Source organism: Paraburkholderia ginsengisoli NBRC 100965 (assembly GCF_000739735.1).
GTDB lineage: Bacteria > Pseudomonadota > Gammaproteobacteria > Burkholderiales > Burkholderiaceae > Paraburkholderia > Paraburkholderia ginsengisoli.
This window is the reverse complement of the sequence record NZ_BBJF01000003.1, coordinates 669,045-691,615: the sequence shown is the minus strand read 5'-3', so window position 1 is coordinate 691,615 and position 22,571 is coordinate 669,045. Positions and strand designations below refer to the sequence as shown.

25 protein-coding genes and 1 tRNA gene are annotated in these 22,571 nt (G+C 64.4%); 12 read left to right on the top strand and 14 right to left on the bottom strand.

The features are described 5' to 3' along the window. The first annotated feature begins 4 nt into the window (after nucleotides 1-4). Nucleotides 5-754, top strand: a complete 750-nt coding sequence (locus tag BGI01S_RS04180; protein ID WP_042322518.1) for an SDR family oxidoreductase — start codon at nucleotides 5-7, stop codon at nucleotides 752-754. Nucleotides 755-828: 74 nt separating this feature from the next. Here the strand turns inward: BGI01S_RS04180 and BGI01S_RS04175 are convergent, their stop codons facing one another. Then, the gene (locus BGI01S_RS04175; protein ID WP_042322515.1) at nucleotides 829-1,167 is read right to left on the bottom strand and encodes a helix-turn-helix domain-containing protein; all 339 of its coding nucleotides are present in this window, start codon (nucleotides 1,165-1,167) and stop codon (nucleotides 829-831) included. A 32-nt stretch (nucleotides 1,168-1,199) separates the two neighbouring features. Then, a complete protein-coding gene (locus BGI01S_RS04170) occupies nucleotides 1,200-2,633 on the bottom strand; it encodes an aminotransferase-like domain-containing protein (protein WP_042322513.1) in 1,434 nt (477 codons plus the stop codon). Between the two features lie 185 nt (nucleotides 2,634-2,818). Between BGI01S_RS04170 and BGI01S_RS04165 the strand changes: the two genes are divergently transcribed. Then, complete coding sequence (locus BGI01S_RS04165; RefSeq protein WP_042322510.1) at nucleotides 2,819-5,149, top strand: FdhF/YdeP family oxidoreductase; 2,331 nt, start codon at nucleotides 2,819-2,821, stop codon at nucleotides 5,147-5,149. A gap of 13 nt (nucleotides 5,150-5,162) precedes the next feature. Here BGI01S_RS04165 and BGI01S_RS04160 read toward each other — a convergent pair whose 3' ends face one another. The 5 genes from BGI01S_RS04160 to BGI01S_RS04145 all read right to left on the bottom strand — a co-directional run bounded on the left by BGI01S_RS04160 (nucleotide 5,163) and on the right by BGI01S_RS04145 (nucleotide 8,646). Beyond that, nucleotides 5,163-5,666, bottom strand: a complete 504-nt coding sequence (locus BGI01S_RS04160) for a M48 metallopeptidase family protein (RefSeq protein WP_042322506.1) — start codon at nucleotides 5,664-5,666, stop codon at nucleotides 5,163-5,165. 121 nt (nucleotides 5,667-5,787) lie between these two features. Further along, nucleotides 5,788-6,987, bottom strand: coding sequence for a phytanoyl-CoA dioxygenase family protein (locus BGI01S_RS04155; RefSeq protein WP_042322503.1), 1,200 nt, complete (start codon nucleotides 6,985-6,987; stop codon nucleotides 5,788-5,790). A gap of 72 nt (nucleotides 6,988-7,059) precedes the next feature. Continuing rightward, nucleotides 7,060-7,671 (bottom strand): methyltransferase domain-containing protein, encoded by a 612-nt coding sequence (locus BGI01S_RS28900; protein ID WP_157004111.1) that lies wholly within the window; start codon nucleotides 7,669-7,671, stop codon nucleotides 7,060-7,062. Beyond that, nucleotides 7,647-8,111, bottom strand: a complete 465-nt coding sequence (locus BGI01S_RS30050) for a hypothetical protein (RefSeq protein ID WP_157004110.1) — start codon at nucleotides 8,109-8,111, stop codon at nucleotides 7,647-7,649. Before BGI01S_RS30050 ends, BGI01S_RS28900 begins: the two co-directional genes overlap by 25 nt. Nucleotides 8,112-8,193: 82 nt before the next feature. After that, on the bottom strand, nucleotides 8,194-8,646 hold the full coding sequence (locus tag BGI01S_RS04145; protein ID WP_042322502.1) for an Lrp/AsnC family transcriptional regulator: 453 nt from the start codon (nucleotides 8,644-8,646) through the stop codon (nucleotides 8,194-8,196). A gap of 108 nt (nucleotides 8,647-8,754) precedes the next feature. Here BGI01S_RS04145 and BGI01S_RS04140 point away from each other — a divergent pair, with 108 nt between their 5' ends. After that, a complete protein-coding gene (locus BGI01S_RS04140) occupies nucleotides 8,755-9,387 on the top strand; it encodes a LysE family translocator (protein WP_042322500.1) in 633 nt (210 codons plus the stop codon). A 112-nt stretch (nucleotides 9,388-9,499) separates the two neighbouring features. Then, nucleotides 9,500-9,922: a PaaI family thioesterase gene (locus BGI01S_RS04135; RefSeq protein ID WP_042322498.1), complete on the top strand. Its 423-nt coding sequence runs from the start codon at nucleotides 9,500-9,502 to the stop codon at nucleotides 9,920-9,922. 112 nt (nucleotides 9,923-10,034) lie between these two features. On the opposite strand, the gene BGI01S_RS04130 is transcribed toward BGI01S_RS04135, so the two are convergent. Continuing rightward, nucleotides 10,035-10,119 (bottom strand) — tRNA-Leu (locus tag BGI01S_RS04130). A 216-nt stretch (nucleotides 10,120-10,335) separates the two neighbouring features. On the opposite strand from BGI01S_RS04130, the gene BGI01S_RS04125 reads away from it, so the two are divergent. From BGI01S_RS04125 to BGI01S_RS04100, 6 genes are all read left to right on the top strand, one after another. After that, complete coding sequence (locus BGI01S_RS04125) at nucleotides 10,336-11,415, top strand: LacI family DNA-binding transcriptional regulator (protein WP_042322496.1); 1,080 nt, start codon at nucleotides 10,336-10,338, stop codon at nucleotides 11,413-11,415. Nucleotides 11,416-11,528: 113 nt separating this feature from the next. Beyond that, nucleotides 11,529-12,587, top strand: coding sequence for an ABC transporter substrate-binding protein (locus tag BGI01S_RS04120; protein WP_042322492.1), 1,059 nt, complete (start codon nucleotides 11,529-11,531; stop codon nucleotides 12,585-12,587). Further along, nucleotides 12,584-13,408: an ABC transporter permease gene (locus BGI01S_RS04115; RefSeq protein WP_042322490.1), complete on the top strand. Its 825-nt coding sequence runs from the start codon at nucleotides 12,584-12,586 to the stop codon at nucleotides 13,406-13,408. Before BGI01S_RS04120 ends, BGI01S_RS04115 begins: the two co-directional genes overlap by 4 nt. A 47-nt stretch (nucleotides 13,409-13,455) precedes the next feature. After that, the gene (locus tag BGI01S_RS04110; protein WP_232624342.1) at nucleotides 13,456-14,421 is read left to right on the top strand and encodes an ABC transporter permease; all 966 of its coding nucleotides are present in this window, start codon (nucleotides 13,456-13,458) and stop codon (nucleotides 14,419-14,421) included. Next, the gene (locus tag BGI01S_RS04105; protein WP_042322488.1) at nucleotides 14,418-15,476 is read left to right on the top strand and encodes an ABC transporter ATP-binding protein; all 1,059 of its coding nucleotides are present in this window, start codon (nucleotides 14,418-14,420) and stop codon (nucleotides 15,474-15,476) included. Before BGI01S_RS04110 ends, BGI01S_RS04105 begins: the two co-directional genes overlap by 4 nt. A 50-nt stretch (nucleotides 15,477-15,526) precedes the next feature. Further along, nucleotides 15,527-16,354, top strand: a complete 828-nt coding sequence (locus tag BGI01S_RS04100) for a phosphodiesterase (RefSeq protein ID WP_042322485.1) — start codon at nucleotides 15,527-15,529, stop codon at nucleotides 16,352-16,354. 10 nt (nucleotides 16,355-16,364) lie between these two features. Here the strand turns inward: BGI01S_RS04100 and BGI01S_RS04095 are convergent, their stop codons facing one another. Continuing rightward, nucleotides 16,365-16,850: a DUF2569 domain-containing protein gene (locus BGI01S_RS04095; protein WP_042322483.1), complete on the bottom strand. Its 486-nt coding sequence runs from the start codon at nucleotides 16,848-16,850 to the stop codon at nucleotides 16,365-16,367. Between the two features lie 260 nt (nucleotides 16,851-17,110). Between BGI01S_RS04095 and BGI01S_RS04090 the strand changes: the two genes are divergently transcribed. Further along, entirely contained in the window at nucleotides 17,111-18,310 is a 1,200-nt protein-coding gene (locus BGI01S_RS04090; RefSeq protein WP_042322481.1) for an MFS transporter, read from the top strand. Between the two features lie 29 nt (nucleotides 18,311-18,339). Here BGI01S_RS04090 and BGI01S_RS04085 read toward each other — a convergent pair whose 3' ends face one another. The 5 genes from BGI01S_RS04085 to BGI01S_RS29245 all read right to left on the bottom strand — a co-directional run bounded on the left by BGI01S_RS04085 (nucleotide 18,340) and on the right by BGI01S_RS29245 (nucleotide 20,721). Further along, on the bottom strand, nucleotides 18,340-18,768 hold the full coding sequence (locus BGI01S_RS04085) for a response regulator (protein WP_042322478.1): 429 nt from the start codon (nucleotides 18,766-18,768) through the stop codon (nucleotides 18,340-18,342). 20 nt (nucleotides 18,769-18,788) lie between these two features. After that, complete coding sequence (locus BGI01S_RS04080; RefSeq protein ID WP_042322477.1) at nucleotides 18,789-19,421, bottom strand: response regulator; 633 nt, start codon at nucleotides 19,419-19,421, stop codon at nucleotides 18,789-18,791. Between the two features lie 190 nt (nucleotides 19,422-19,611). Further along, nucleotides 19,612-20,184 (bottom strand): ferritin-like domain-containing protein, encoded by a 573-nt coding sequence (locus BGI01S_RS04075; protein ID WP_042322474.1) that lies wholly within the window; start codon nucleotides 20,182-20,184, stop codon nucleotides 19,612-19,614. Nucleotides 20,185-20,284: 100 nt separating this feature from the next. Beyond that, nucleotides 20,285-20,446 (bottom strand): DUF1328 domain-containing protein, encoded by a 162-nt coding sequence (locus BGI01S_RS29250; protein ID WP_042322471.1) that lies wholly within the window; start codon nucleotides 20,444-20,446, stop codon nucleotides 20,285-20,287. Between the two features lie 98 nt (nucleotides 20,447-20,544). Beyond that, the gene (locus BGI01S_RS29245; RefSeq protein WP_042322468.1) at nucleotides 20,545-20,721 is read right to left on the bottom strand and encodes a DUF1328 domain-containing protein; all 177 of its coding nucleotides are present in this window, start codon (nucleotides 20,719-20,721) and stop codon (nucleotides 20,545-20,547) included. A 204-nt stretch (nucleotides 20,722-20,925) separates the two neighbouring features. Between BGI01S_RS29245 and BGI01S_RS04060 the strand changes: the two genes are divergently transcribed. Then, the gene (locus BGI01S_RS04060) at nucleotides 20,926-22,404 is read left to right on the top strand and encodes a sensor histidine kinase (protein WP_042322467.1); all 1,479 of its coding nucleotides are present in this window, start codon (nucleotides 20,926-20,928) and stop codon (nucleotides 22,402-22,404) included. Nucleotides 22,405-22,571: the final 167 nt, after the last annotated feature.

Below are 22,571 nucleotides of genomic sequence, written 5' to 3'. Positions count from 1 at the left end.
CAACATGACTCGCTTCCAGGGCAAAACGGTTCTCGTCACCGGCGGCAGCAGCGGCATCGGCTTCGCGGCAGCCAAGGCGTTCGTCGATGAAGGCGCGCGCGTCGTCATCACCGGGCGCGACGCCGATGCGCTCGACACCGCTCGCGCCCAGCTCGGCGCCAACGCGGTCGCGGTGCGCAACGACGCCGGTTCGCTCGTCGCGGCGCGCGAACTGGCCGCGGCGATCGGCGCGGCCGGCCTGCGGCTCGACGCAGTGTTCGTGAACGCGGGCACCGCGAAGTTCGCGGCCTTCCCCGACGTCGACGAAGCCTTCTGGGACGCGACCTTCAACACCAACGTGAAAGGCGCGTACTTCCAGATTCAGGCGCTGCTGCCGTTATTGAACAAGGGCGCGTCGATCGTCATCAACGGCTCGATCAATGCGCATATCGGCATGCCGTCGTCGTCGGTCTATGCGGCCAGCAAGGCGGCGGTGATTTCGCTCGCAAAGACGCTGTCGGCGGAATTGCTGCCGCAAGGCGTGCGCGTCAATGTGGTGAGCCCCGGCCCGGTGCAGACGCCGCTCTACGGCAAACTCGGCCTCGACGCCGCCGCGCTCGAAGCCACCGCCGCACAGATTCGCGACCAGGTGCCGGTCGGCCGCTTCGGCACGCCGGAGGAAATCGCGTCGACCGTGCTGCACCTGGCGGCGCCGGAATCGGCGTTCATCGTGGGCACGGAGATCATCGTCGATGGCGGGATGAGCCAGCTTTGATGACGCGTGGGGCGAGTCGCCGTTCGGTTTGCGCAGGCGGATCTGAAACGCGATGAACCGCGCCGAGCGATGCGTCAGTGAAGTTTCGGCGGCGGGTCCAGGTCCGAGTGAGGGTCCGGGCCCGCTTCGTCGCCGTCCGGTCCCCCGCCCTCGTTCTCGCCAAACAGCTCCGCGCACACCCCCTCGCCCAGCTCGCTCAAACGCGCGGTCCCTGTCCCTTCCTCGGTGAACGTGGTATCCACCAGACCGCCATCGGCAAGCGCCGTCAGTTGCCGACGCAAGCCGCTCATCGGCACGCCCGCCTGCTTCGAGAGCTTCGCGAGCGACCACGCGCCGCCCGGCGTCTCCCGATGCGCGCGCCACAGCTGCGCGAGCACGGCGGCCAGCACCGGGTCGATCTCATCGTCGTCCATCTCTGTCTCCTCGCTGGGTTGCATTCGTTGGTTTATGCCATCTGCCCGACCAGTTCACCGAGCGTCTTCAGCGCCGCCTCGGTCTGCGCCGTCCACGGATAGCTGTAGTTGAGCCGGATGAAATGGCGAAAATCGTTGCTCGTCGAAAACATCATCCCGGGCCCGACCGTGATGCTGCGCGCGAGCGCCGCCCGATAGAGCCGCATCGAATCGACGCGGCCAGGCAGTTCCACCCATAGCACATAGCCGCCTTGCGGCGCCGACACGCGCGTGCCGACCGGAAAGAACCGCTGCACCAGCGCCGTCATGATGCTCGCCTGTTGCCGGTACACCTTGCGCACGTGCCGCAAATGGCGATCGTAGCCGTCCTGGCGCAAGTAATCGGCCACCGCCACCTGCGGCACCGAGGGCGTCGTCAGCGTATTGAGAAACTTCAGCTTCTCGACCTGCGCGCGATAACGTCCCGGCAGCGCCCAGCCGATCCGGTACGACGCCGTCAGACTCTTCGAGAACGACGCGCAGTGCAGCACCAGCCCGCGGGTGTCGTAGGTCTTCAGTGTCGACGGCCGCGTGTCGCCGAAATACAGCTCCTGGTAGACATCGTTCTCGATCGCCGGAATCTCGTGCGCGGCAAGCAGCTCGACCAGTTGCCGTTTGCGCGCGTCGGGCATCTGGAAGCCGAGCGGATTCTGGAAGTTCGGCATCACCATGCAGGCGGCGATCTTCTGCCGGGCGATTACCTGCGCGAGCGCGTCGATGTCGATGCCGTGTTGCGGATGCGTCGCCACTTCGATGGCGCGCATGCCAAGGCGCTCGATCGCGTGCAGCATCGCGTAGTAGGTTGGCGATTCGACCGCCACCGTATCGCCCGGCTTCGCAACCGCCTGCAAGCTCAGGTTGATCGCCTCGGTCGCACCGAGGGTGATGACGATCTCGCCGGGATCGACCGGCATGCCGTTCTCCGCGTAGCGCCGCGCAATCTGCCGGATCAGCTCGGGGTTGCCCGGCGGCAGGTCGTCGATCAGATTCCAGCTCGCCTGACGGCGCGCGATCGCGTTCGCGTACTGGTTGATGCGCCGCCACGGGAACAGCGACGGGTCAGGATACGGCGAGCCGAACGGCACGGCGTCGTGCGCGCGGATGCTGCGCAGCGTTGACAATACCAGCCGGCTCACGTCGACCTCGGCCGCCACCGGCACGGACTGCGGCGCGCGGCCGTCGCCCGGCTGCGGCGCCGCCGGCGCGAGCGCCTTCGCGGCGGCGTCTCGCACGAAGTAGCCAGACTGCGGCCGCGTTTCGACGATGCCCCGGCTTTCCAGCAACGCATACGCATGCAGCACCGTCTTGATGCTGACGCCGTGCTGCTGGCTCGCCTGCCGCACCGACAAAATCCGCTCGCCCGCCGCGAACACGCCGCGGCGCACGGCTTCGGTCATTTCATCGGCGAGCTTTTCGTACAGTTTCAAGGGCTTCGGTCAAGGAAAGAGGTCGCCGGGAACGCCAGTCTATGACAGAAATCAGGCAACTGTATCCCTCCGCTTTCCAATTTTCTGTATGCAGCGCGGGTTTTGGAACACAGTAGGCTTGCAGGTATCAGCTTAAAAGCCTCGTCGAGGCCTGTGAAGCCTTACCCAGCGGCAAGACCAAGACCATGAAGAAATCTGAAGCTCGCAGCCAACCGCGCATCGAACCGTACACCCACCCGGCCGCCGGCTGGGGCGCGCTGAAGTACGTCGCCATCAACCTGCTGAAAGAAAAGGTGACGGGCGGCAACTACCGCACGCTGCTCAAGCAGAACCAGCCGGACGGCTTCGACTGCCCCGGCTGCGCGTGGCCGGATCGCGAGCACGCGTCCACCTTCGAGTTCTGCGAGAACGGCGTCAAGGCCGTGGCCGCCGAGGCGACCAGCAAACGCGTGACGCCCGCGTTCTTCGCGCAGCACACGGTCGAAGGATTGATGGCGCAGTCGGACTTCGAACTCGAACAGCACGGCCGCCTGACCGACCCGCTCGTGTACGACGCACTATCCGACCGCTATGTGCCGATCGGCTGGGACGAAGCGTTCGAGCTGATCGCGCGCCATCTGAAGGGCCTCGACGATCCGGATCGCGCCGCGTTCTACACATCGGGCCGCGCGAGCAACGAAGCCGCGTTTCTCTATCAGCTGTTCGTGCGCATGTACGGCACCAACAACTTCCCCGACTGTTCGAACATGTGCCACGAAGCGACCAGCCGCGGCCTGCCGCATACGGTCGGCATCGGCAAGGGCACCGTGACGCTCGACGACTTCGAACACGCCGACACGCTGCTGATCTTCGGCCAGAACCCGGCCACCAACCATCCGCGCATGCTCGGCGAACTGCGCGAGTGCGCGAAGCGCGGCGCGACCATCGTGTCGATCAATCCGCTGAAGGAGCGCGGGTTGGAGCGTTTCGCGAGCCCGCAGCATCCCGTTGAGATGCTGACGATGGGCAGCACGAAGATCAGCTCCGTGTTCATCCGCCCGAAGGTCGGCGGCGACTTCGCGCTGATCAAGGGCGTCGCCAAGCGCGTGATCGAACTCGACGACGAAGCGCTCGCTTCGGGTCTCGCACGCGTTCTCGATGTGGACTTCATCGCCGAACACACGGTCGGTTTCGACGCATTCGCGGACGATCTGCGCGCCGAGAACTGGGACACCATCGTCGCCGAAGCGGGCGTGCCGTTCGACGATGTGCTGAAGCTCGCCGACATCTACGTGAAGGGGCGCGCGGTGATCTCGACCTGGGGCATGGGCCTCACGCAGCACAAGAATTCGGTGCCGACAGTGCAGTTGCTGTCGAACCTGATGATGATGCGCGGCAATATCGGCCGGCGCGGCGCGGGGCTCTGCCCGGTGCGCGGCCACTCGAACGTGCAGGGTGATCGCACGGTCGGCATCGAGGAGAAGCCGGCCGAGGCGTTTCTGGACCGGCTCGGCGAGGTCTATGATTTCGAGCCGCCGCGCGAGCACGGGCTCGACGTCGTCAACACGATTCAGGCGATGCTCGATGGCAAGGTGAAAGTGTTCATTGGTCTGGGCGGCAATTTCTCGATCGCGACGCCGGATACGCCGCGCACGTGGGAAGCGATGCGCTCGTGCGATCTGACCGTGCACATCACCACCAAACTGAACCGCAGCCACCTCGTGCATGGTCGCGACGCGCTGATCCTGCCGACGCTCGGACGCACCGAGATCGATTTGCAGAACGGCGTCGCGCAAGGCGTGAGCGTCGAGGATTCGATGAGCATGGTGCACATCTCGTATGGGATGAACAGGCCGGCGTCCGAGAATCTGCTGTCGGAAATCGCGATCGTCGCGCGGATGGCGCACGCGACGCTCGGCAGCGGCAAGGTCGACTGGCTCGCGCAGGCGGCGGATTACTCGCTGATTCGCGACGGCATCGCACAGGTGATCGACGGCTTTCACGATTACAACGAGCGCCTGAAGAACCCCGGCGGTTTTCATCTGGGCGTGGCGTCGCGCGAGCGGATCTGGAAGACGCCGAGCGGCAAGGCGCAGTTCCTCGTGCACGCGATCGACGTCGCGACGCCGATTCACGAAGCGCGCAAACAGCATGGCGAAAAGCTGATGACGCTGATGACGACGCGCTCGCACGATCAGTACAACACGACGATCTACGGCCTCGACGACCGCTATCGCGGCGTGTATGGACAACGGCGCGTGCTGTTCGCCAACAAGGACGATCTGGCGATGCTGGGTTTCGTCGCGGGACAGCGGGTGGATATCAAGAGCGTGTGGGCCGATGGCATCGAGCGACACGCCGACGGTTTCCTGCTGGTGGAGTACGACATTCCGCGCGGCTGTCTTGGCGCTTATTACCCGGAGACGAATCCGCTCGTGCCGCTGTCGTCAGTGGCCGATGGTGCGGGCACGCCCACGTCGAAATCGATTCCGGTGTTGCTGAAGGCGTCGGCGCAAATCGACGCGGCGGCGGCCTGAGAGCCGCTGCCCGTCAGCCCTGTTTTTTCGTCAGATCGCGATGCGTCAGGTACAAACGCAGATCGAATTCGATCTGGTGGTAGCCCGGCTGCATGAACTCGCAGAGACGGTAGAACGCCTTGTTGTGATCGCTCTCTTTCAGGTGGGCGAGTTCGTGCACCACGATCATCTTCAGAAACTCCGGCGCCGCGGATTTGAATAGCGACGCCACGCGGATTTCCTTCTTCGCCTTCAGCTTGCCGCCCTGCACGCGCGAGATGCTCGTGTGCAGACCCAACGCGTGGCGCACCACATCGAGTTTGCTGTCGTAGGTCACTTTGTCGATCTGCTCCGCGCTGCGCAGGTGTTCGCGTTTCAGGTCGGCGCAATATGCGTAGAGCGCGCGGTCGGTTTGCACGTCGTGCGTGTTGGGGTAGCGCTTCGCGAGATAGTCGCCCAGTTGCTCGGCGGCGATCAGGTTTCTCACCTTCTCTTGCAAAGGCGCCGGGTAGCCGGTCAGGTATTTCAGGTGGGACATGGGGACGATGTGCAGGTGTTCGCGCCTCGCCGCTTCGGCGAATCAGGTAGCGCCGATGCGGTTAACTATGCCGGGATTGTGCCCTGGAACGCCGCCTCGCGCGAAAAGCCGGTCGAATGGCTCACGGCCGGATGCGCCGGTTCTCCGCTCTGCCGTACTCCAGATAATGGGCGACCGGGTCGACGCCGGCTGCCGCCACGTCGGGGTTCGCTTCGAGATACAGCACGGTATCGAAACCGAGCGCGACGAGTTCCGGTGGAACCACGGCTTCATGAGGCTGCGGAAGCCGCATCGGACGCCCTTCGAAGCGGCCATAGTACACATAGTGCTGCAACGCATTTCCGCCCGACGCCCTGACGTCCGGATTCGCTTCCAGATAAGCGTTGGCGTCGAACTCGAGCGGCGTTAGTGTCGATGGCATTCCCGTCAGGTCGTGATAGCACAGACATCCCTGCGAGAAGAAATGACAGACGAGCGCCTTACGGCTGACATGGGCCGGATCTTTCATCTTGCTGCCGCCATGCAGAAGATTCGCATGCCATAGCAACACGTCACCCTTCTTCGGCAGGAAATAGTGCGCTTCCAGTGCATGGTCGGCGATGGTCTTCTGGATCGCCGGTTCGTAAATGTCGTGATACGCCGAATAGCCGCAGCCGAACGGCATCCCCAGCGCTTCGGACATCAGGTACGGCAACCTGTGGCTGCCGGGATGAAAGACCAACGGTCCGGAGTCCGGATGAATGTCTTCGAACGCGATCCAGTTGGCGACCAGATAGCCGTTCGGATATGTGGACATGTGAATCGAGTCGGAGTGTTGCAGTTGCTCGCTGCTCTTGTGACCGCCAATCGTCTGAAACGGCGCGGCCTTCGCGCCGAGCAGCAGGCTGACCACTTCGTTCATTCTTTCGTCGAACAGCATCGCGCGGATTTCATCGACCGCAAAGTGCGGATTGAGCGTGCGGCCGGGCAGCGAATCGTCATCGAACAGCGGCTCGACGGGCGGCTTCAACATGCCCGTTTCGATCGCCATCTCGTAGGCGCTCCACGTTGCATCGAGTTGCTTCTCGTCGAAGAAACGTTCGATGATCAGGTAGCCGTCCTCAACCCACTTTCGACACCATTCGGCCTGCTGCCCGGTGATCTCGCCGTCGCGCAAACGCACCGCGATCTTTTGCTGCGCGTCGGGAGCGTCGAGCCACGGAAGCGGGCCGCTCGCCGGAAAGGCTTCGTATTTGAAGACCTGTGTTTGAGGATCGATAGGCGTTTCCGCGATCACCGGCAGGTCGAAAAACCGTTGCTGGGCTGGAACTCGATTGTTCATGTTGGGCTACTCTCGAGAACGTTCGCTATCATGCAAATCGACGCGGGCGCACAGTGGGCTGCCCTGCGCCGCTCACTCGGGTGCGCGCCCTTCGGCGCGTCCGAAACGGATGTAATGCTCGGCTCCCGATGTGAAATGCCCATTCGTCACAGCTTGCGCCACATCGGGATTGTGTTCGAGATAACTGGCTTCGTTGAAGTTCGGAATACGCGTCGCGTAGAGAAGAATCGACGGTCCCGCAGGATGATCCTGATCGTCCAGTCCGACGATCACCGTCATACCAAGCTCCTGGAGAACGGCCAGCAAACTTTCTTTGGTGATCCAGTTAGCGTGCGGTGCGGTGCCGCCGATGAACTTCTTGTTCTCGATCGCGCCAAGATAGTTCATCCGATGCGTCGTGACTGGCCGGCCACGGAACTCCGAAATGGTCGGTTCCACATCGACATGCTGCTGCATGTTGCGATTCGTTCGCGCGACGTCGGCGTCGTAGTAGTGCGTCCAGATACAGATCGAGTCGGACGCGTGCGCCATATCGTCGAGCAACGACACCGGATCGGTCATGTGATAAAGCACGCCGCTCGCGAGAATCAGATCGAAGTGCTGATCGCGTTTCTGGAGAAGTTGGCGGAAGTCGCCATACATGAACTCGGCGCTGAACTTCAACGCGTCTGAACCAGCAGACACTTCAGAAAGGCTTTTGAGTTTGCCTCAATGGCCAGAACGCGTGACGCGCCACCGTGCGAGAGCATGTAGGTGTGGCCGCCTTCCATCGGACCGAGTTCGAGTACGCTCTTGCCGGCAAAGCCGCCGCACACGCGTTCGAGCCACTGAATGCGGCCGTCCTCGAAATGCGGAGCCGCGCCCAGGCCGTAATGGGGCACGGTGGAAAACCACGTGTCGCTGAAAAGATCGAACGCGAGGGCGTGGCTGGGCTCCTGCGTCGTGTACAAATCGAGTTCATTTCCTTTCAATTTGCCATCCTCCCCGTATCCGCGAATTGGGTGATTATGCACGCATTTGGAGGAGTACTCGACGTTCGCACAGGAGACTGAAACGCAATGCGCGAACATCTCACGATGGCAACCGGCAGCCGTCGCGCCAAGCGCGATAAAGCGAATCGTCAACAGGAAATGACGCGGGCCCTGCGACGAATGAAGAACTGCATCGATACCTATTCGAAGCGTTCATTCGGCAGATCCGCAATCATCACAGCGGAAGCGGCCGGTCCTGGCAGATGCTCTTCATCACAAGGGTCGACGACAACCGCAGCACGCAGGGCAGCGCCAGAAGACTACGGTCATATAGCGTCTGAAACGCTTTCAGATCTTGTGTGACGACGTGCAGCATGTAGTCCGGATCACCGAAAAGACGTTCGGCCCGAGTGATCTCCGGGATGCCCAGCAATGCGCCTTCGAATGCCGACACATTCTTGCTCGTGACTTCTCGCAACGTCGCGAACACGATCGCCGAGAAGTTCAAGCCGACCGATGCCGGATCGATCATAGCGCGATAGCCGCTAATGACCTTGGCCTTCTCCAGCGCTCGAAGGCGCCGCTGGCAAGGCGACAGGCTGAGGCCAATGCGCTCACTCAGTTCCGTGACGGAGAGTCTTCCATCCTGCTGCAGTTCAGCAAGAATCTTGCGGTCAATGTCGTCCATTCGCGAAATACTAGCTGAAAGTGCTCGCTGCTGACAAGAAATAGGGAGCACTTTCGATCGACCACCCCGTAACATTTCCCCTTCGGAAAAACGTGTTTATTGATGGGGATGGCGGCGGTGGAAATCAGTTTGTTGACGGCGTTCTGGCTTGTTTCTTTGTCATTGGTGATGGTGCCGGGTGCGGACTGGGCGTATGTGATCGCGGCGGGCTTGCGTGAGCGAGCAATCGCGCCCGCCATCACGGGAATGCTGTGCGGGTATCTGGCAATTACCGTTGTGGTGGCGGTGGGCATCGGCGCTCTCGTGGCGAGCGTTCCGGCCATTCTCACCGCGCTGACTGTCGTAGGAGCGAGCTATCTGCTATGGCTTGGCGGCAATATTCTCGCGCGCCCTTCCGAGTTGACCGTCGCTAACGAAGAGGTCACGAACTCGAACTTGAAGTGGTCGATGCGCGGTTTCGCCACCAGCGGTCTGAACCCGAAAGCGCTTCTGCTTTTTCTGGCGTTGCTTCCTCAATTCACCAGCCGCACTAGCGGCTGGCCGATCTCCGAACAGATAGCGGCAATGGGCCTGGTGCACATTGCCAATTGCGCCATCATCTACACGTTGGTGGGTGTCGGATCGAAGCTTGTGCTGCGTACGCGTCCGAAGGCTGCGCGCATGGTCAGCAAAGTTTCAGGAGCCGCTATGATTGTGATCGCCGTGCTTCTGCTGGCCGAGCAGTTATTGGCGTTCAGGTGATAGCCTGCAAGACCACACGCCGCTCGTGAGCGGCGAGGACTAGTGACAAATACGGACAGCCACGGCGCAGTCCCGCAGTTGATCCAGCCTTGACTCTTTGCAAACGAATCCAATGAGCGAAATCCATCGACGCATTTCGGACAGCTTCAACGCGCAGGGGCTGATGGTCACCCTCGGTGCACGGCTTACGCTGGTAGCAGAAGGCGAAGTACAGATCGAGTTGCCCTTCTCGCGCGGCCTGTCTCAGCAACACGGGTATCTTCACGCAGGCGCCACCACGAGCATTCTTGACACCGCATGCGGCTATGCGGCCTTGACGAAGGCGCCCGCTGACTTCGAGGTCGTCACCGCGGAGTTCAAAATCAATCTGTTGCGGCCGGCCATCGGCGAGCGCTTCGTGGCTATCGGACGGGTACAGAATGCGGGAAAACTCCTGACGGTCTGCACGGGTGAAGTCCGCGCGTACTCTGGAGCCGGGGAAGCGCACAAGGTGGTCGCCCTGATGCAGGCCACCATCGCCAATGTTCGGCGGTAACGACGGGCGTGAAGGGAGCGATGCGCAGGTACAGACGCGCGAGGCGAATGCATACCGCTCGCGCCGACGCGCGATGTTTTCGTTGATCGGGAAAAAGCGGCTGAAAAAACCGTGGTGCCGGGGACGGGACTTGAACCCGTAAGCCGTTAAGCGGCGGATTTTAAGTCCGCTATGTTTACCAATTTCATCACCCCGGCGGGGGGCGCAACCTCGCGTGGACGCGAATTCTACCATTGCCCGACGGGCGCACCAAACGGTGCATCGTCCGGAGCATGCGCTGCGTCATACCGGCACGATGGCCGCGCCGCGCGGCTCGCCCGCCGCCACTCTTCAAGCGAATCCGCAGTCATCCGGCAGTCACAAACGTTGCCGATAATCCGCTCACGAAAACGTTTTCAGCAGGAGCGGAAAGCATGATCCCGACGATCAAGGATGTGGCCGCGCACGCGGGCTTTTCCATTGCCACGGTGTCGCGCGCGATCAACGCGCCGCACACCGTGAACCCGCTCACGCTCGACAAGGTGCGCCAATCCATCGACGCGCTGAACTTCCGCCCAAGCCCGCTCGGCCGGCAACTGCGCGGCGAGCGCACGCGGCTGATCGGCGTGATCCTGCCGACGCTTGCCAATCCCGTATTCGCAGAATGCCTGCAAGGCATCGACGAACTCGCGTCGGCGCAAGGCTACCGCCTCATGCTGATGACCACCCAGTACGACGCGCAACGCGAGCGTCACGCGATCGAAACGCTGCGCGAACAGCGCGTCGAAGGGCTGGTCCTGACCGTCACCGATGCCGACACGCATCCCTTGCTGGACGAGCTCGACCGCGCCGGACTGCTCTACGTGCTGATGCACAACGACACGGTGCGCCGGCCGTCGGTCTCGGTCGACAACCGGCTCGCCGCGTACGACGGCGTGCGCTCGCTGATCGCGCACGGCCATCGCCGCATCCTGATGCTGGCCGGCACGCTGGCCGCGTCCGACCGCGCGCGCCAACGTCATCTCGGCTACGCGCAGGCGATGCAGCAAGCCGGGCTCACGCCGGCACCGGCACTCGAAGTCGACTTCAACGCGGAAGAACTGGCGCCGTCCGTGCTCGCGCATCTGACGAGCGGGCCGAATCGCCCGACCGCTCTCTTCTGCAGCAACGACCTGCTTGCGATGGTCGTGATGCGCGGCCTGCGTCGCGCGCGTCTGCGCATTCCGCAGGACATGTCGATTCTGGGCTTCGACGGCCTCGCAATGGGTGAACTGCTGTCGCCGCCGCTCGCGAGCATTTGCGCGCCGAATCGCGAGATCGGCTGCGCGGCATGGCGGCGCCTGCTCGCGCGCGTGACCGGCAACGACGACGCCGGCGCCCATGCATCGCTCGCACTGACCTTGCCGCACAGCTTGCGCGAAGGCGCGACCGTCGCGGCGATTTCGAGCCGCGCGGAGAGTGCTGACCGCACGTCCCCGCATGCGTCGGCGGTAATCGAATGGCCGTTGCCGTGACGCGCGGCACGAGCCGCGACGCTTGCACGCACAGCACACCCGCACGGCCGCTCGCACTCATCGATCTTCAACCCACGCTCACACCCGCTCTCGTCCTCATCAGGAGACCCGCAGTGATCCGCTCATCCTCACGCTTCGCTTCGTCGCTCAAACCGCTGTGGCGCACACTCGCGCAGGTCACGATCGTCGCCGGTGCGGCGCTTGCCGCATTCGCGCCGCACGCGGCCCATGCCGACGAAACCGCGATCTGCTACAACTGCCCGCCCGAATGGGCCGACTGGGCGAGCCAGATCAAGGCAATCCAGCAGAAGACCGGCATCCGCGTGCCGTTCGACAACAAGAACTCCGGCCAGTCGATCGCGCAATTGATGGCCGAGCAGAAGAGCCCAGTCGCCGACGTCGTGTATCTCGGCGTGTCGTCGGCGTTTCAGGCGAAGGACAAGGGCGTGATCCAGCCATACAAGCCCGCGCACTGGGACGACATTCCCGCCAACCTGAAGGACCCGCAGGGCTACTGGTTCACGATCCACTCGGGCACGCTGGGCTTCTTCGTCAATAAGGACGCGCTCGAAGGCAAGCCAGTGCCGCGCTCGTGGGCCGATCTGCTGAAGCCCGAATACAAAGGCATGATCGGCTACCTCGATCCGTCGAGCGCGTTCGTCGGCTATGCAGGCGCGGTCGCGGTGAACCAGGCGCTCGGCGGTACGCTCGATAACTTCGAGCCGGGTCTCGACTGGTTTCGCAAGCTGAAGGCCAACGCGCCGATCGTGCCGAAGCAGACCGCGTACGCGCGCGTGATGTCGGGCGAAATCCCGATCCTGCTCGACTACGATTTCGACGCGTATCGCGCGAAGTACAAGGATCACGCGAACGTCGAGTTCGTGATTCCGCAGGAAGGCACGATCTCGGTGCCGTACGTGATGAGCCTCGTGAAGGGCGCACCGCACGACGCGAACGGCCGCAAGGTGCTCGACTTCGTGCTCTCCGACGAAGGCCAGAAACTGTGGGCCGAAGCGTATCTGCGTCCGGTGCGCGCGAATGCGATGAGCGCGCAAACGGCCGCCAGATTCCTGCCGGCCGCCGACTACGCGCGCGCCAAACCGGTCGACTTCGGCAAGATGGCCGAGAAGCAGGCGAGCTTCGGCGAACGCTATCTGCAGGTGATGCATTGAACGACATCACGTTCCCGCTGCGCTGGCGCATCGCGTTGCTCGCGCCGGCGCTGGCGGTGTTCCTCGCGTTCTGGCTTCTGCCGATGGCGTCGCTCGCGCAGTTGAGCGGCGACGGCCACGCGTTCACGACCTATCGCGCGTTGCTGACGAACCCGCGCTACCTGTCGAGCCTCGGCGCGACCGTCGTGCTGTCCGCGGCGGTCACGGCGGCGACGCTGGTGTTGTCGGTGATCGCGGGGCTGCTGCTCGCGCGCCGCGAGTTCGCGTTCAAGCGCACGCTGCTCGCGCTGCTCACCTTCCCGCTCGCGTTTCCCGGCGTCGTGATCGGCTTCATGGTCATCATGCTGGCGGGACGTCAGGGGTTGATCGGCGCGTTGTCGCTGAAACTCACCGGCGACCGCTGGGTGTTCGCGTATTCGATGAGCGGCCTCTTTCTCGGCTACCTGTACTTCTCGATTCCACGCGTGATCGTCACCGTGATGGCGTCGGCGACCAGGCTCGACGCGTCGCTCGAAGAAGCGGCGCGCTCGCTCGGCGCATCGCCGTGGCGCATCACGCGCGACATCGTGTTGCCGGCGCTCTCGCCGGGACTGATCGCGGCGGGCGCGGTGTGCTTCGCGACCGCGATGGGCGCGTTCGGCACGGCCTTCACGCTCGCCACCGACATCGACGTATTGCCGATGACCATCTACACCGAGTTCACCCTCAACGCGAACATGGTGACGGCGGCAGGTTTGTCGATCGTGCTCGGCATCGTCACGTGGGCCGTGCTCGCGTTCGCGCGCAGCGTGAGCGGCGCGGCGGTCGCGGCGAGCGCATGAGCGGCATGTCGCAACGCGGCGCTTCCCAACCCCAACCTCACACGTCGATGAATTCCGTTACCGCTTCCTTGCCGCCCGCGGCCAAACCGCGCTCACGGCTACGCCTGCCCGACGCGCGAACGTGCGTCGCCGCCGGTCAGTGGCTCGTCACCTTGCTGCTGTGCGCGTTTCTGATCGTGCCGGTCGCGATGTCGATCATGGCCGGGTTGACCGTCAACTACTTCAAGGGCGTCTCCAGCGGACTCACGCTGCGCTGGCTCGTCGAAGTGTGGACGCAGTATCACGGCTCGGTGTGGCTGTCGCTCGAAGTCGCGACGGCGACGCTGCTGATTACGCTGCTCACCGGCGTGCCCGCGGGCTACGTGCTCGCGCGCAGCAAAACGCGGGTCTCGCGCATCATCGAAGAGTTTCTCGTGCTGCCGATCGCGCTGCCCGGGCTCGCGTCCGCACTCGCGCTGCTGGTGGTCTACGGCGGCTTCACGCGCTTCAGGATGAGCGTCGCGTTCATCGTCGTCGGACATGTGGTGTTCACGCTGCCCTTCATGGTGCGCGCGGTCGCGGCGGTATGCGCGAGCAGCGATCTGCGCACGCTCGAAGAAGGCGCGGCGAGTCTCGGCGCGAGCTTCCTCGAACGCTTCGCGACGATCGTGCTGCCGAATGCGCGGCCGGGCATCGTCGCCGGCGCGCTGGCGGTGCTCACGTTGTCGATCGGCGAATTCAACCTCACGTGGATGCTGCACACGCCCGACACGAAGACGCTGCCGGTCGGACTCGCCGACACCTACGCGTCGTTGCGCATCGAGATCGGCAGCGCGTACACGATCCTGTTCTTCATCATGACGATGCCCCTGCTCGTCGCGATGCAATGGCTCGGCGTCGATCCGACCGGCCAACGCAGCGCGGCGAGGAAACGCCGCGCCGCTTCAGCCGTGCAGTCCGCTTCCGGGTCAAGTTCCGGGTCAGAGCCCAGGCCCGCTTCGACGTCCTCTCCGGAGTCCATCAAGACGCCATGAAACTCGCTTCCATTCCCATCACGCTCACACAATGCGCGAAAACCTTTCGCGGCACGCGCGTGCTCGAACCGCTCGATCTGCGCATCGACGCCGGTGAAACGCTGGTCCTGCTCGGGCCGTCCGGTTGCGGCAAGACCACGACGCTGCGCATGATCGCGGGACTCGAAACGCCGGACGTGGGCGGACGCATCGCGTTCGGCGACGACGACGTCACCGCGCTGCCGATCGAAAAGCGCCAGGTCGGCATGGTGTTCCAGAGTTATGCGCTGTTTCCGAACCTGAGCGTGCGCGGCAACATCGGCTACGGCCTGAAGATCAAACGCGTGCCCACCGAGATCGCACGGCAACGGGTCGACGAACTGCTCGACATGATGCGTCTCACCGCGCATGCCGACAAACCGATCGATCAATTGTCGGGCGGTCAGCGGCAACGCGTGGCGCTGGCGCGCGCGCTCGCGGTCCGCCCGCGCGTGCTACTGCTCGACGAACCGCTCACCGCCCTCGACGCGCGTCTGCGCGACGCGTTGCGCAGCGAGATGAACGCGCTGCTGCGCGAGTTGGGCATCACGACCGTCTACGTGACGCACGATCAGGCCGAGGCGATGGAACTGGGCGACCGCATCGTCGTGATGAGCGCCGGGCGCATCGAGCAGATCGGCTCGCCGCGCGACATCTACTACCGGCCCGCGAACCGCACGGTCGCGCAGTTCGTCGGCACGATCAACCGGCTCGCGGGCGAGGCGCGCGACGGCATGCTGACGACGGCGGGCGGCGCCGTGCCGCTGCCGCCGGGGCCCTCGCACATCGACGCACACGCAACCCGGCGGCACGAGATTTTCTTCCGCCCCGAAGACGCGTGGCTCGCGGACCCGGTCAGTGCGCAACTGCGCGGCCGCATCGAAAGCAGCGCGTTTCTGGGCGAACGCACGCGTCTGACGATCGGCGGCGCAGCGCCGGACCCATTGCTGATCGACGTCGCCGGCCGGGTCGAACTGGCGCGCGGCACGCCGGTCGGCATCTCGATCGCGCAGAATGCGCTGATTGCGCTATCGTAAGAACGCCGCGCCCTATCCCGGCGCGCAATAGAAAGTAGAAAGGACTCCCCATGCTGCTGGCTCAAATCAGCGACCTGCATATCAAGCGGCCGGGCGCGCTCGCTTACCGCCGTGTCGACACCGGCGCGTATCTCGCGCGCTGCGTCGCCGCGCTCAATGCGCTCGACCCGCGCCCGGACGCGGTGATCGTCACCGGCGACCTCGTCGATCAGGGCGACTTGCAACAGTACGAACACCTGAAGACTTTGCTGCTGCCGTTGGAAATTCCCTACTTCCTGCTGGTCGGCAATCACGACGAGCGCAACGCGTTGCGCGCGGCGTTTCCCGAGCGCGCGGAATTGCGCAGCGGCGGCGAGTTCGTGCAATACGCGCTCGACGTCGGCCCGTTGCGCGTGATCGCGCTCGATTCGATGGTGCCGGGACAAAGCGCGGGCACGCTGTGCGACGCGCGGCTCGCGTGGCTCGCGACGCAACTCGACGCGGCCCAAGGCAAGCCGACCGTCGTGGCCTTGCACCATCCGCCGTTCGCGTGCGGGATCGGCCATATGGACGCACTACGGCTCGACCCTCGCGCGGCCGATAAGCTCGCCGCGTTGATCGCGCGTCATCCGAATGTGGAGCGGGTAATCTGCGGACACGTGCATCGGCCGATGTTCGTGCGCTTCGGCGGCACGATCGCCTCGGCGGTGCCGGCGCCCGCGCATCAGGTCGCGCTCGATCTGCGTGACGACGCGCCGTCGGCGTTCGTGATGGAGCCGCCCGCGTATGCGCTGCATCGTTACGACCCGGCGACGGGCATCGTCACGCACCACGCGTATGTGGAGGCCGCCGACGGCCCCTATCCGTTTTACGAACCCGCGGGCGCGTTGATCGACTGAGCGCGGCCGCTCACGCGTTGACGAAGGTCTCGCGCACGCGCCGGGACAACCTGAAATACGGTATCCCGAGCGCGGCGGCAATCGCGGCCTGCACGAACCCGTCGACAGGCAGCGCGATCTCGACGCCGATCGTGTCGGTCAGATAAGCGCCGAACAGATACGCGCCGGTACGCATCACGAGAATCGCGAACAGCCAGGTTTGCAGCTGCGCCGGAAAGCGCGCCGCCTTGCGCCACGCGAGCAGCGCGAGCCACCCCGCCCCGGCGACGGTGAACACGCCGATGAGCGCATCCAGACCGGTGAGCGCGATCACGATGCGATACCAGCCGTGCGTTTCGTGACGGGCGAACACGGCGAGCAGTTCCCATTGGAGCATCAGCTCGAGCGGTTCGCGCGCCGCAGCGGCGGTACAAAGCACCCACACCGCAAGGCAGATCAACGCGACGAGCAGCCAGCCGCCGATGAGTCGAGGTACAGGTTTCAGGGTCGAGGTCATCGGGTGGGTCGCAGGAATGGGCAGGTGAGCCGGGTGGGTCGGGCGCGCCGATTTTACGGACCCAAGCCGCACGACCATCTCAATATCACGGCCGGCGGCAGCAGCCGCGGTCAGTCAGCACCGTTGCGCACGCCTCGCACTTTCCTTGACCTTTCGCACGGAGTGCGAACTTCGCGGGGCCCAGCACGATCCGCCCTGCTCCGGTATGATCGGCACGCTTGAGGACCGTGCATGGGCCGGTCCGTCGATCCGGCTCTCTCATGTCCACCTCCGACGCTTCCTCTCCCGCTTCCGCCGACCGGTCGTTGCGCGGCCTGCTGTTCCTGCTCGCCACCATCGCCGGCGTCTCGGTCGCCAACATCTATTACAACCAGCCGCTGCTCGACAACTTCCGCCAGTCGTTTCCGGGCAGTGCGTCGTGGGTCGGCACGGTGCCGGCCGTCACGCAGCTCGGCTACGCGGCCGGCATGCTGCTGCTCGCCCCGCTCGGCGACCGCTTCGACCGGCGCCGTCTGATCCTGTTGCAGATCGCCGGCATGTGCGTCGCGCTCGTCGTCGCCGCCGCGGCGCCGACCCTCGCGGTGCTGATCGTTGCGAGTCTGGCGATCGGCGTGCTCGCCACCATCGCGCAACAGGCGGTGCCGTTCGCGGCCGAACTCGCGCCGCCGTCGGAGCGCGGCCACGCGGTCGGCATGGTGATGAGCGGTCTGCTGCTGGGCATTCTGCTGGCGCGGACCGCGTCGGGCGTGATCGGCGAGTACTTCGGCTGGCGCGCGGTGTTCGGCGCATCCGTCGTCGCGTTGCTGTTGCTGGCAGTCGTGATCATCCTGCGCTTGCCGAAGAGCCAGCCGACCTCGACGCTGCCGTACGGCAAGCTGCTGGTGTCGATGTGGCATCTGGTGGTCGAACATCGCGCGCTGCGTGAAGCGTCGCTGACCGGCGCGGCGTTGTTCGCGGCGTTCAGCATCTTCTGGTCGGTGCTGGCGCTGTTGCTGGCGGGCGCACCGTTTCATCTCGGACCGCAGGCGGCGGGACTGTTCGGCATCGTCGGCGCGGCGGGTGCGATGGCCGCGCCGCTCGCCGGCAAGTTCGCCGACAAGCGCGGGCCGCGCGCGATCATCACGGTGTCGATCGTGCTGGTGGCGCTGTCATTCGTCGTGTTCGGCGCGTCGGCGAAAAGCATCGTCGGGCTGGTGATCGGCGTGATCGTGCTCGACATTGGCGTGCAGGCCGCGCAGATTTCCAATCAGTCGCGCATCTACGCGCTGAAGCCCGACGCGCGCAGCCGCGTGAATACGGTCTACATGGTCGCGTATTTCATCGGCGGAGCGCTCGGCTCGGGAGTCGGCGCGGCGGTATGGCCCGCCTTCGGATGGCTCGGCGTCAGCGTGGCGGGCATCGCGTTCGCGGCATTCGCCGCCTGGAATCATCTACGCCTGCCGGCGCGCGCCGCGCACTGAGAGTGGGTTCAACGGCGGCTCACTCAGGCTCAGTCGCCGGTTCGCGCCGACGCATACTCGTGGAGCGCGTCGATCACCCGGTCGAACTCGAACGATTTGTCGTAAAAGTGGCGCACGCCATACTGTTCGCAGCGCTCCCGATACGCGGGCAACGCGTGATTGGTGAGCACCGCCGCGAACATCGAATCGATCATCCCTTCGCGCTGCAAGTACGCGAGCACCGGCGCGCCCGAGCCCTGCTTCAGCTGCAGGTCGACGATCACCGCGTCGAAGGCTTCGTCGGCGAGCAGCGCGATGGCCTGATCGGCGGAATCGGCATAGGCCGCCACCTGCAGCGAACCGGACGCGTCGATCGCTTCGACGAGGCTGCGGCGGATCAGCGGCGAATCCTCGATCAGCAACACGCGCAACGGCGCGCGGCTGGCTCGTTCGGCAACGGAGTTCGATTCGCTGTTCATCGGAGTATCTCGATCGTCCATTATTCGATCAAGCCGTTCTTGATCGCGTAATAAGTCAGATCGGCATTGTTCGCCAACCGCATCTTCTCCAGCACGCGCGCGCGATAAGTGCTCACCGTCTTCACGGACAGATGCAGTTCCTCCGCGATCTGGGTGGGAATCTGCCCGGCCGCGAGCTTGCAGAAAATCTGGAACTCACGCTCGGACAGCGCTTCGTGCGGGCGGCCGGCGGCCGGTTTGTCGAGGTTGTCGGCGAGCGTGTCGGCGACCGCCTCCGACAGATAGCGATGGCCGCGCGCCACCGCGCGGATCGCCCGCACGATTTCGTCGGGCTCGCAGTCCTTGTTCAGATAGCCGTTCGCGCCCGCGCGCAGCAGGTTGATCGCGTATTGACTCTCCGGGTAGCCCGAGAGGATCAGCACCCCCTGCTCGGGACGCACCTGCTTGATCACGCGCAACGTGTCGATGCCGTTCTTGTCGGGCATCGCGATGTCGAGCAGCACCACGTCGAACGCCTGCTCGCGCACGAGGCTGATGGTTTCGTCGCCGGTGGCGGCTTCGGCGGCGACGCACATATCCGGTTCGTCGGCGACGAACTGCCTGAAGCCCCCTCGGACGATCGCGTGGTCGTCGGCTATCAACACTCGAATCATCGGTTTGCTGCCCCTGCGCTGGAATCGCTCCAAAGCAGACATTGTAAAGACCTCCGGCTCGGACACTGGCTCATGCCTCGCCCAGGCCGGATGTTCGTCAAGCGGACGACACGCGCCGCGCGGGATACCTCCCGACCCACCCGCGCCAATCGCACGGATCGCACCAACCGCGCCGTCCGCACGGACCGCATTATTCGCGGCCTTCGAGCAGATCCGCCATGTCGTCGGCATGCTCTTCTTCAACGGCGAGAATCTCTTCGAACAGACGCCGCGTCGTCACGTCCTTGTCGCCGAGATAGCGAATGATCTCGCGGTACGTGTCGATCGCAATGCGCTCGGCGATCAGGTTCTCGCGGATCATGTCCGTGAGGTTCTCGCCTTCCTTGTATTCCGAATGCGAGCGCGTCTTCAAACCGTCGGGCGCGAAGTCCGGCTCGCCGCCCAGTTGCACGATGCGCTCGGCGATGCTGTCGGCGTGGCCCTGCTCCTCGGCGGCGTGCGCGGCGAACTCCGCGGCCACCGCCTCGGAGTTGATGCCCTTGGCCATGAAGTGATGCCGCTTGTAGCGCAGCACGCAGACGATCTCGGTGGCCAGCGAGTCGTTGAGCAGCTGCAGAACCGTCTTCAGATCCGCGCCATAAGTTTGCGTGACCGCGCCGTCGGACATGTGCTTGCGCGCGTCCTCGCGGATCTTCTTGACGTCCATCACGAACGGATCGGTGGATTCAGCTGCCGCGCCTTGAGCGTCAGGTTGGTTCGCCATTGAAATTCTCCTTTCTGCGGTATTGGGGGAATTGCGCATCCCGCACGAATCGCGCCTGATGCGCCGGTAGGGTCATGACTACGCGTCTATGCGCGCTGGCCTATGTTCGGAACACGCTGAGCAGCAACGTGACCACGAACACGACGAGGAAAATATAGAACAGAATCTTCGCGATTTCGGCCGCCCCTGCCGCGATGCCGGTAAAACCGAACACGGCGGCAATGAGCGCGATCACGAAGAAGACGATGGCGTAGTGCAACATGGCGACTCTCCTTTCCTGTGGATGCCGGGGGGTCGGCTCGAAGCGAACCGCTCGCCGCTGTCGGAGAAGCGGTCTGCAACCGCTTCAGCGCAGCGGCGCTAATCGATGATCTTTTTCGTCACCACGAAGCCGAGCACGAGGAACACCACGCACAGAATCACGAACACGACGAACAGGAACTTCGCGATCGCCGCCGCACCGGCCGCTACGCCGGTAAAGCCGAGAAGCCCGGCGATCACCGCGATGACGGCGAAGAACAACGCCCACTTCAACATGATGGCTTCCTCCGAGACAATGATTGAACGACGAGGTCCATCCTATCGATCGGCGAAGCCGCGCGCATTCCGACGCACGCCGGTTTTCGTGTGAGAATCCGCTTACATTGGATTACGGCAGCGTTACGCGACGACGATGCGTGATGACGGGATGAGATGCCGCGTCGCGGACGTTACACTGATGCCCCAGCCGAGGAGCCGAATGTGCCAGAAGTTCAGAACGTGTCGACCACGCAGGATCCAGCCGTACCCGGCGCAGCCGCGCGCCTGAGCGACTGGATGCGCAATCGCAGCTGGGCGCTGGCGATGACGGTGGCGATCGTCATCACGGTGGGCGGTCTCGTGATCCTCGAAACGGCGCGTCAGCGCATCACCGCCGAATACGAAACCGCGCTCGAAGCGCGCGACGTCACCGTGCAACTGAGCACGCTCGCGAGTCAGCTATCGAGTCTGTCCGCCGAACAGAACCATTTTCTTCTGACGAAGGACGAAGCATCCGCCCACGCTTTCTGCGCGAGCGCGGCGCGCATTCGTCAGAGCACCCAGCAACTGGACCGCTTCTATCGCAGCGGCCGCGCGGACAGCGCCGAGCTCGCGAGCTTCACGCAGATTCTCGCGCTGATCGAAGCGCGCATCGGCGCGGGCGCCGCCGCGTTGCAAAGCGCGGCGCCACAGCCGCTCGACCTCGGCGCATGCGGCAGCGCGAGCCACGTCAATCCCGCCGACGCATCGCTGATCGACAGCACCCTCTCGCTGCTGCGCGACAACGAGGAGCGCCGCGCGCAGCATGCGCTCGCCGCGAGCCGCGCCGATCAGCGCATTTCGACGCTGTGCGCGGCGGGTCTGTCGGCGCTGAACATCGTGCTGTTCATCCTGCTGTTTCGCAACCTCGGCATTCAGATCGACCGGCAGGCGCGTGTGCAACGTCAGTTGATCACGCAGCAGGAAGAACTCGATCAGCTTGTGGGCGAACGCACGCGTCAGCTCGAAGCGCTCGGCTGGCATTTGCAGGCGGTCAGCGAAAACGAAAAGACCCAGCTCGCGCGCGAACTGCACGACGAGCTCGGTGCGATTCTCACCGCGAGCAAGATGGATGTCGCGTGGGCCAACCGCAAGCTGAAGGACAGCGCGCCCGACATCTCCGAGAAGCTCAAGCGCGCGCTCGCCAATCTCGATCAGGGCATTGCGCTGAAGCGCCGCATCATCGAGGACATGCGGCCCACGGTGCTGGCGAACTTCGGGCTCGTCACCGCGCTGCGCACGCTCGCCGACGAAGCCGCGCAGCGCAACAACTGGACGCTCGAACTGCACCTGCCCGCCGACGACATCCAGCTCGACGAGCAGACCGAGATCGCGCTGTTCCGCGTCGCGCAGGAATCGCTGACGAATGCCGCGAAGTATGCGCGGGCGTCGAAGGTGTCGATCGCGTTGCAGGTCGGCGACGGCCAGGTGGCGCTGCATATCGCCGACAACGGCGTCGGCATCACGCCGGCCGATCTGAAGCGCACCCATACGCACGGCTTGCTCGGCATGCGTCAGCGGGTGGCCGCGCATGGCGGACGCTTCGAGATCCGGCGCGGCGTGCCGAACGGCACCGACATCGACGTGGCGATGCCGAGCGTCAGCACCGCGACGCCGTCGGTCGATCTGCCGCCGGCGACGCCGTCGCGCACGCTTGTCTAGCAAAGCCGCGTGGCATCGGACGAAGCATCGTTGTAGGAGTGCGCCGACGCAAACACCGGAGCCCGCCTACAACAAAATCGCAGCGCAACCGACAGCGCCGCCCCCGCCCTTTTTTTACCATGCAATCAGACCGGATCGACTGGCGTAAGCCCCGGTCGGACGATAGC

Coding starts and splice junctions, on each gene's coding strand:
- BGI01S_RS04180 (WP_042322518.1), top strand. CDS start 5: ATGACTCGCTTCCAGGGCAAAACGGTTCTCGTCACCGGCGGCAGCAGC.
- BGI01S_RS04175 (WP_042322515.1), bottom strand. CDS start 1,167: ATGGACGACGATGAGATCGACCCGGTGCTGGCCGCCGTGCTCGCGCAG.
- BGI01S_RS04165 (WP_042322510.1), top strand. CDS start 2,819: ATGAAGAAATCTGAAGCTCGCAGCCAACCGCGCATCGAACCGTACACC.
- BGI01S_RS04160 (WP_042322506.1), bottom strand. CDS start 5,666: ATGTCCCACCTGAAATACCTGACCGGCTACCCGGCGCCTTTGCAAGAG.
- BGI01S_RS04155 (WP_042322503.1), bottom strand. CDS start 6,987: ATGAACAATCGAGTTCCAGCCCAGCAACGGTTTTTCGACCTGCCGGTG.
- BGI01S_RS04145 (WP_042322502.1), bottom strand. CDS start 8,646: ATGGACGACATTGACCGCAAGATTCTTGCTGAACTGCAGCAGGATGGA.
- BGI01S_RS04140 (WP_042322500.1), top strand. CDS start 8,755: ATGGCGGCGGTGGAAATCAGTTTGTTGACGGCGTTCTGGCTTGTTTCT.
- BGI01S_RS04135 (WP_042322498.1), top strand. CDS start 9,500: ATGAGCGAAATCCATCGACGCATTTCGGACAGCTTCAACGCGCAGGGG.
- BGI01S_RS04125 (WP_042322496.1), top strand. CDS start 10,336: ATGATCCCGACGATCAAGGATGTGGCCGCGCACGCGGGCTTTTCCATT.
- BGI01S_RS04110 (WP_232624342.1), top strand. CDS start 13,456: ATGAATTCCGTTACCGCTTCCTTGCCGCCCGCGGCCAAACCGCGCTCA.
- BGI01S_RS04105 (WP_042322488.1), top strand. CDS start 14,418: ATGAAACTCGCTTCCATTCCCATCACGCTCACACAATGCGCGAAAACC.
- BGI01S_RS04100 (WP_042322485.1), top strand. CDS start 15,527: ATGCTGCTGGCTCAAATCAGCGACCTGCATATCAAGCGGCCGGGCGCG.
- BGI01S_RS04095 (WP_042322483.1), bottom strand. CDS start 16,850: ATGACCTCGACCCTGAAACCTGTACCTCGACTCATCGGCGGCTGGCTG.
- BGI01S_RS04090 (WP_042322481.1), top strand. CDS start 17,111: ATGTCCACCTCCGACGCTTCCTCTCCCGCTTCCGCCGACCGGTCGTTG.
- BGI01S_RS04085 (WP_042322478.1), bottom strand. CDS start 18,768: ATGAACAGCGAATCGAACTCCGTTGCCGAACGAGCCAGCCGCGCGCCG.
- BGI01S_RS04080 (WP_042322477.1), bottom strand. CDS start 19,421: ATGATTCGAGTGTTGATAGCCGACGACCACGCGATCGTCCGAGGGGGC.
- BGI01S_RS04075 (WP_042322474.1), bottom strand. CDS start 20,184: ATGGCGAACCAACCTGACGCTCAAGGCGCGGCAGCTGAATCCACCGAT.
- BGI01S_RS29250 (WP_042322471.1), bottom strand. CDS start 20,446: ATGTTGCACTACGCCATCGTCTTCTTCGTGATCGCGCTCATTGCCGCC.
- BGI01S_RS29245 (WP_042322468.1), bottom strand. CDS start 20,721: ATGTTGAAGTGGGCGTTGTTCTTCGCCGTCATCGCGGTGATCGCCGGG.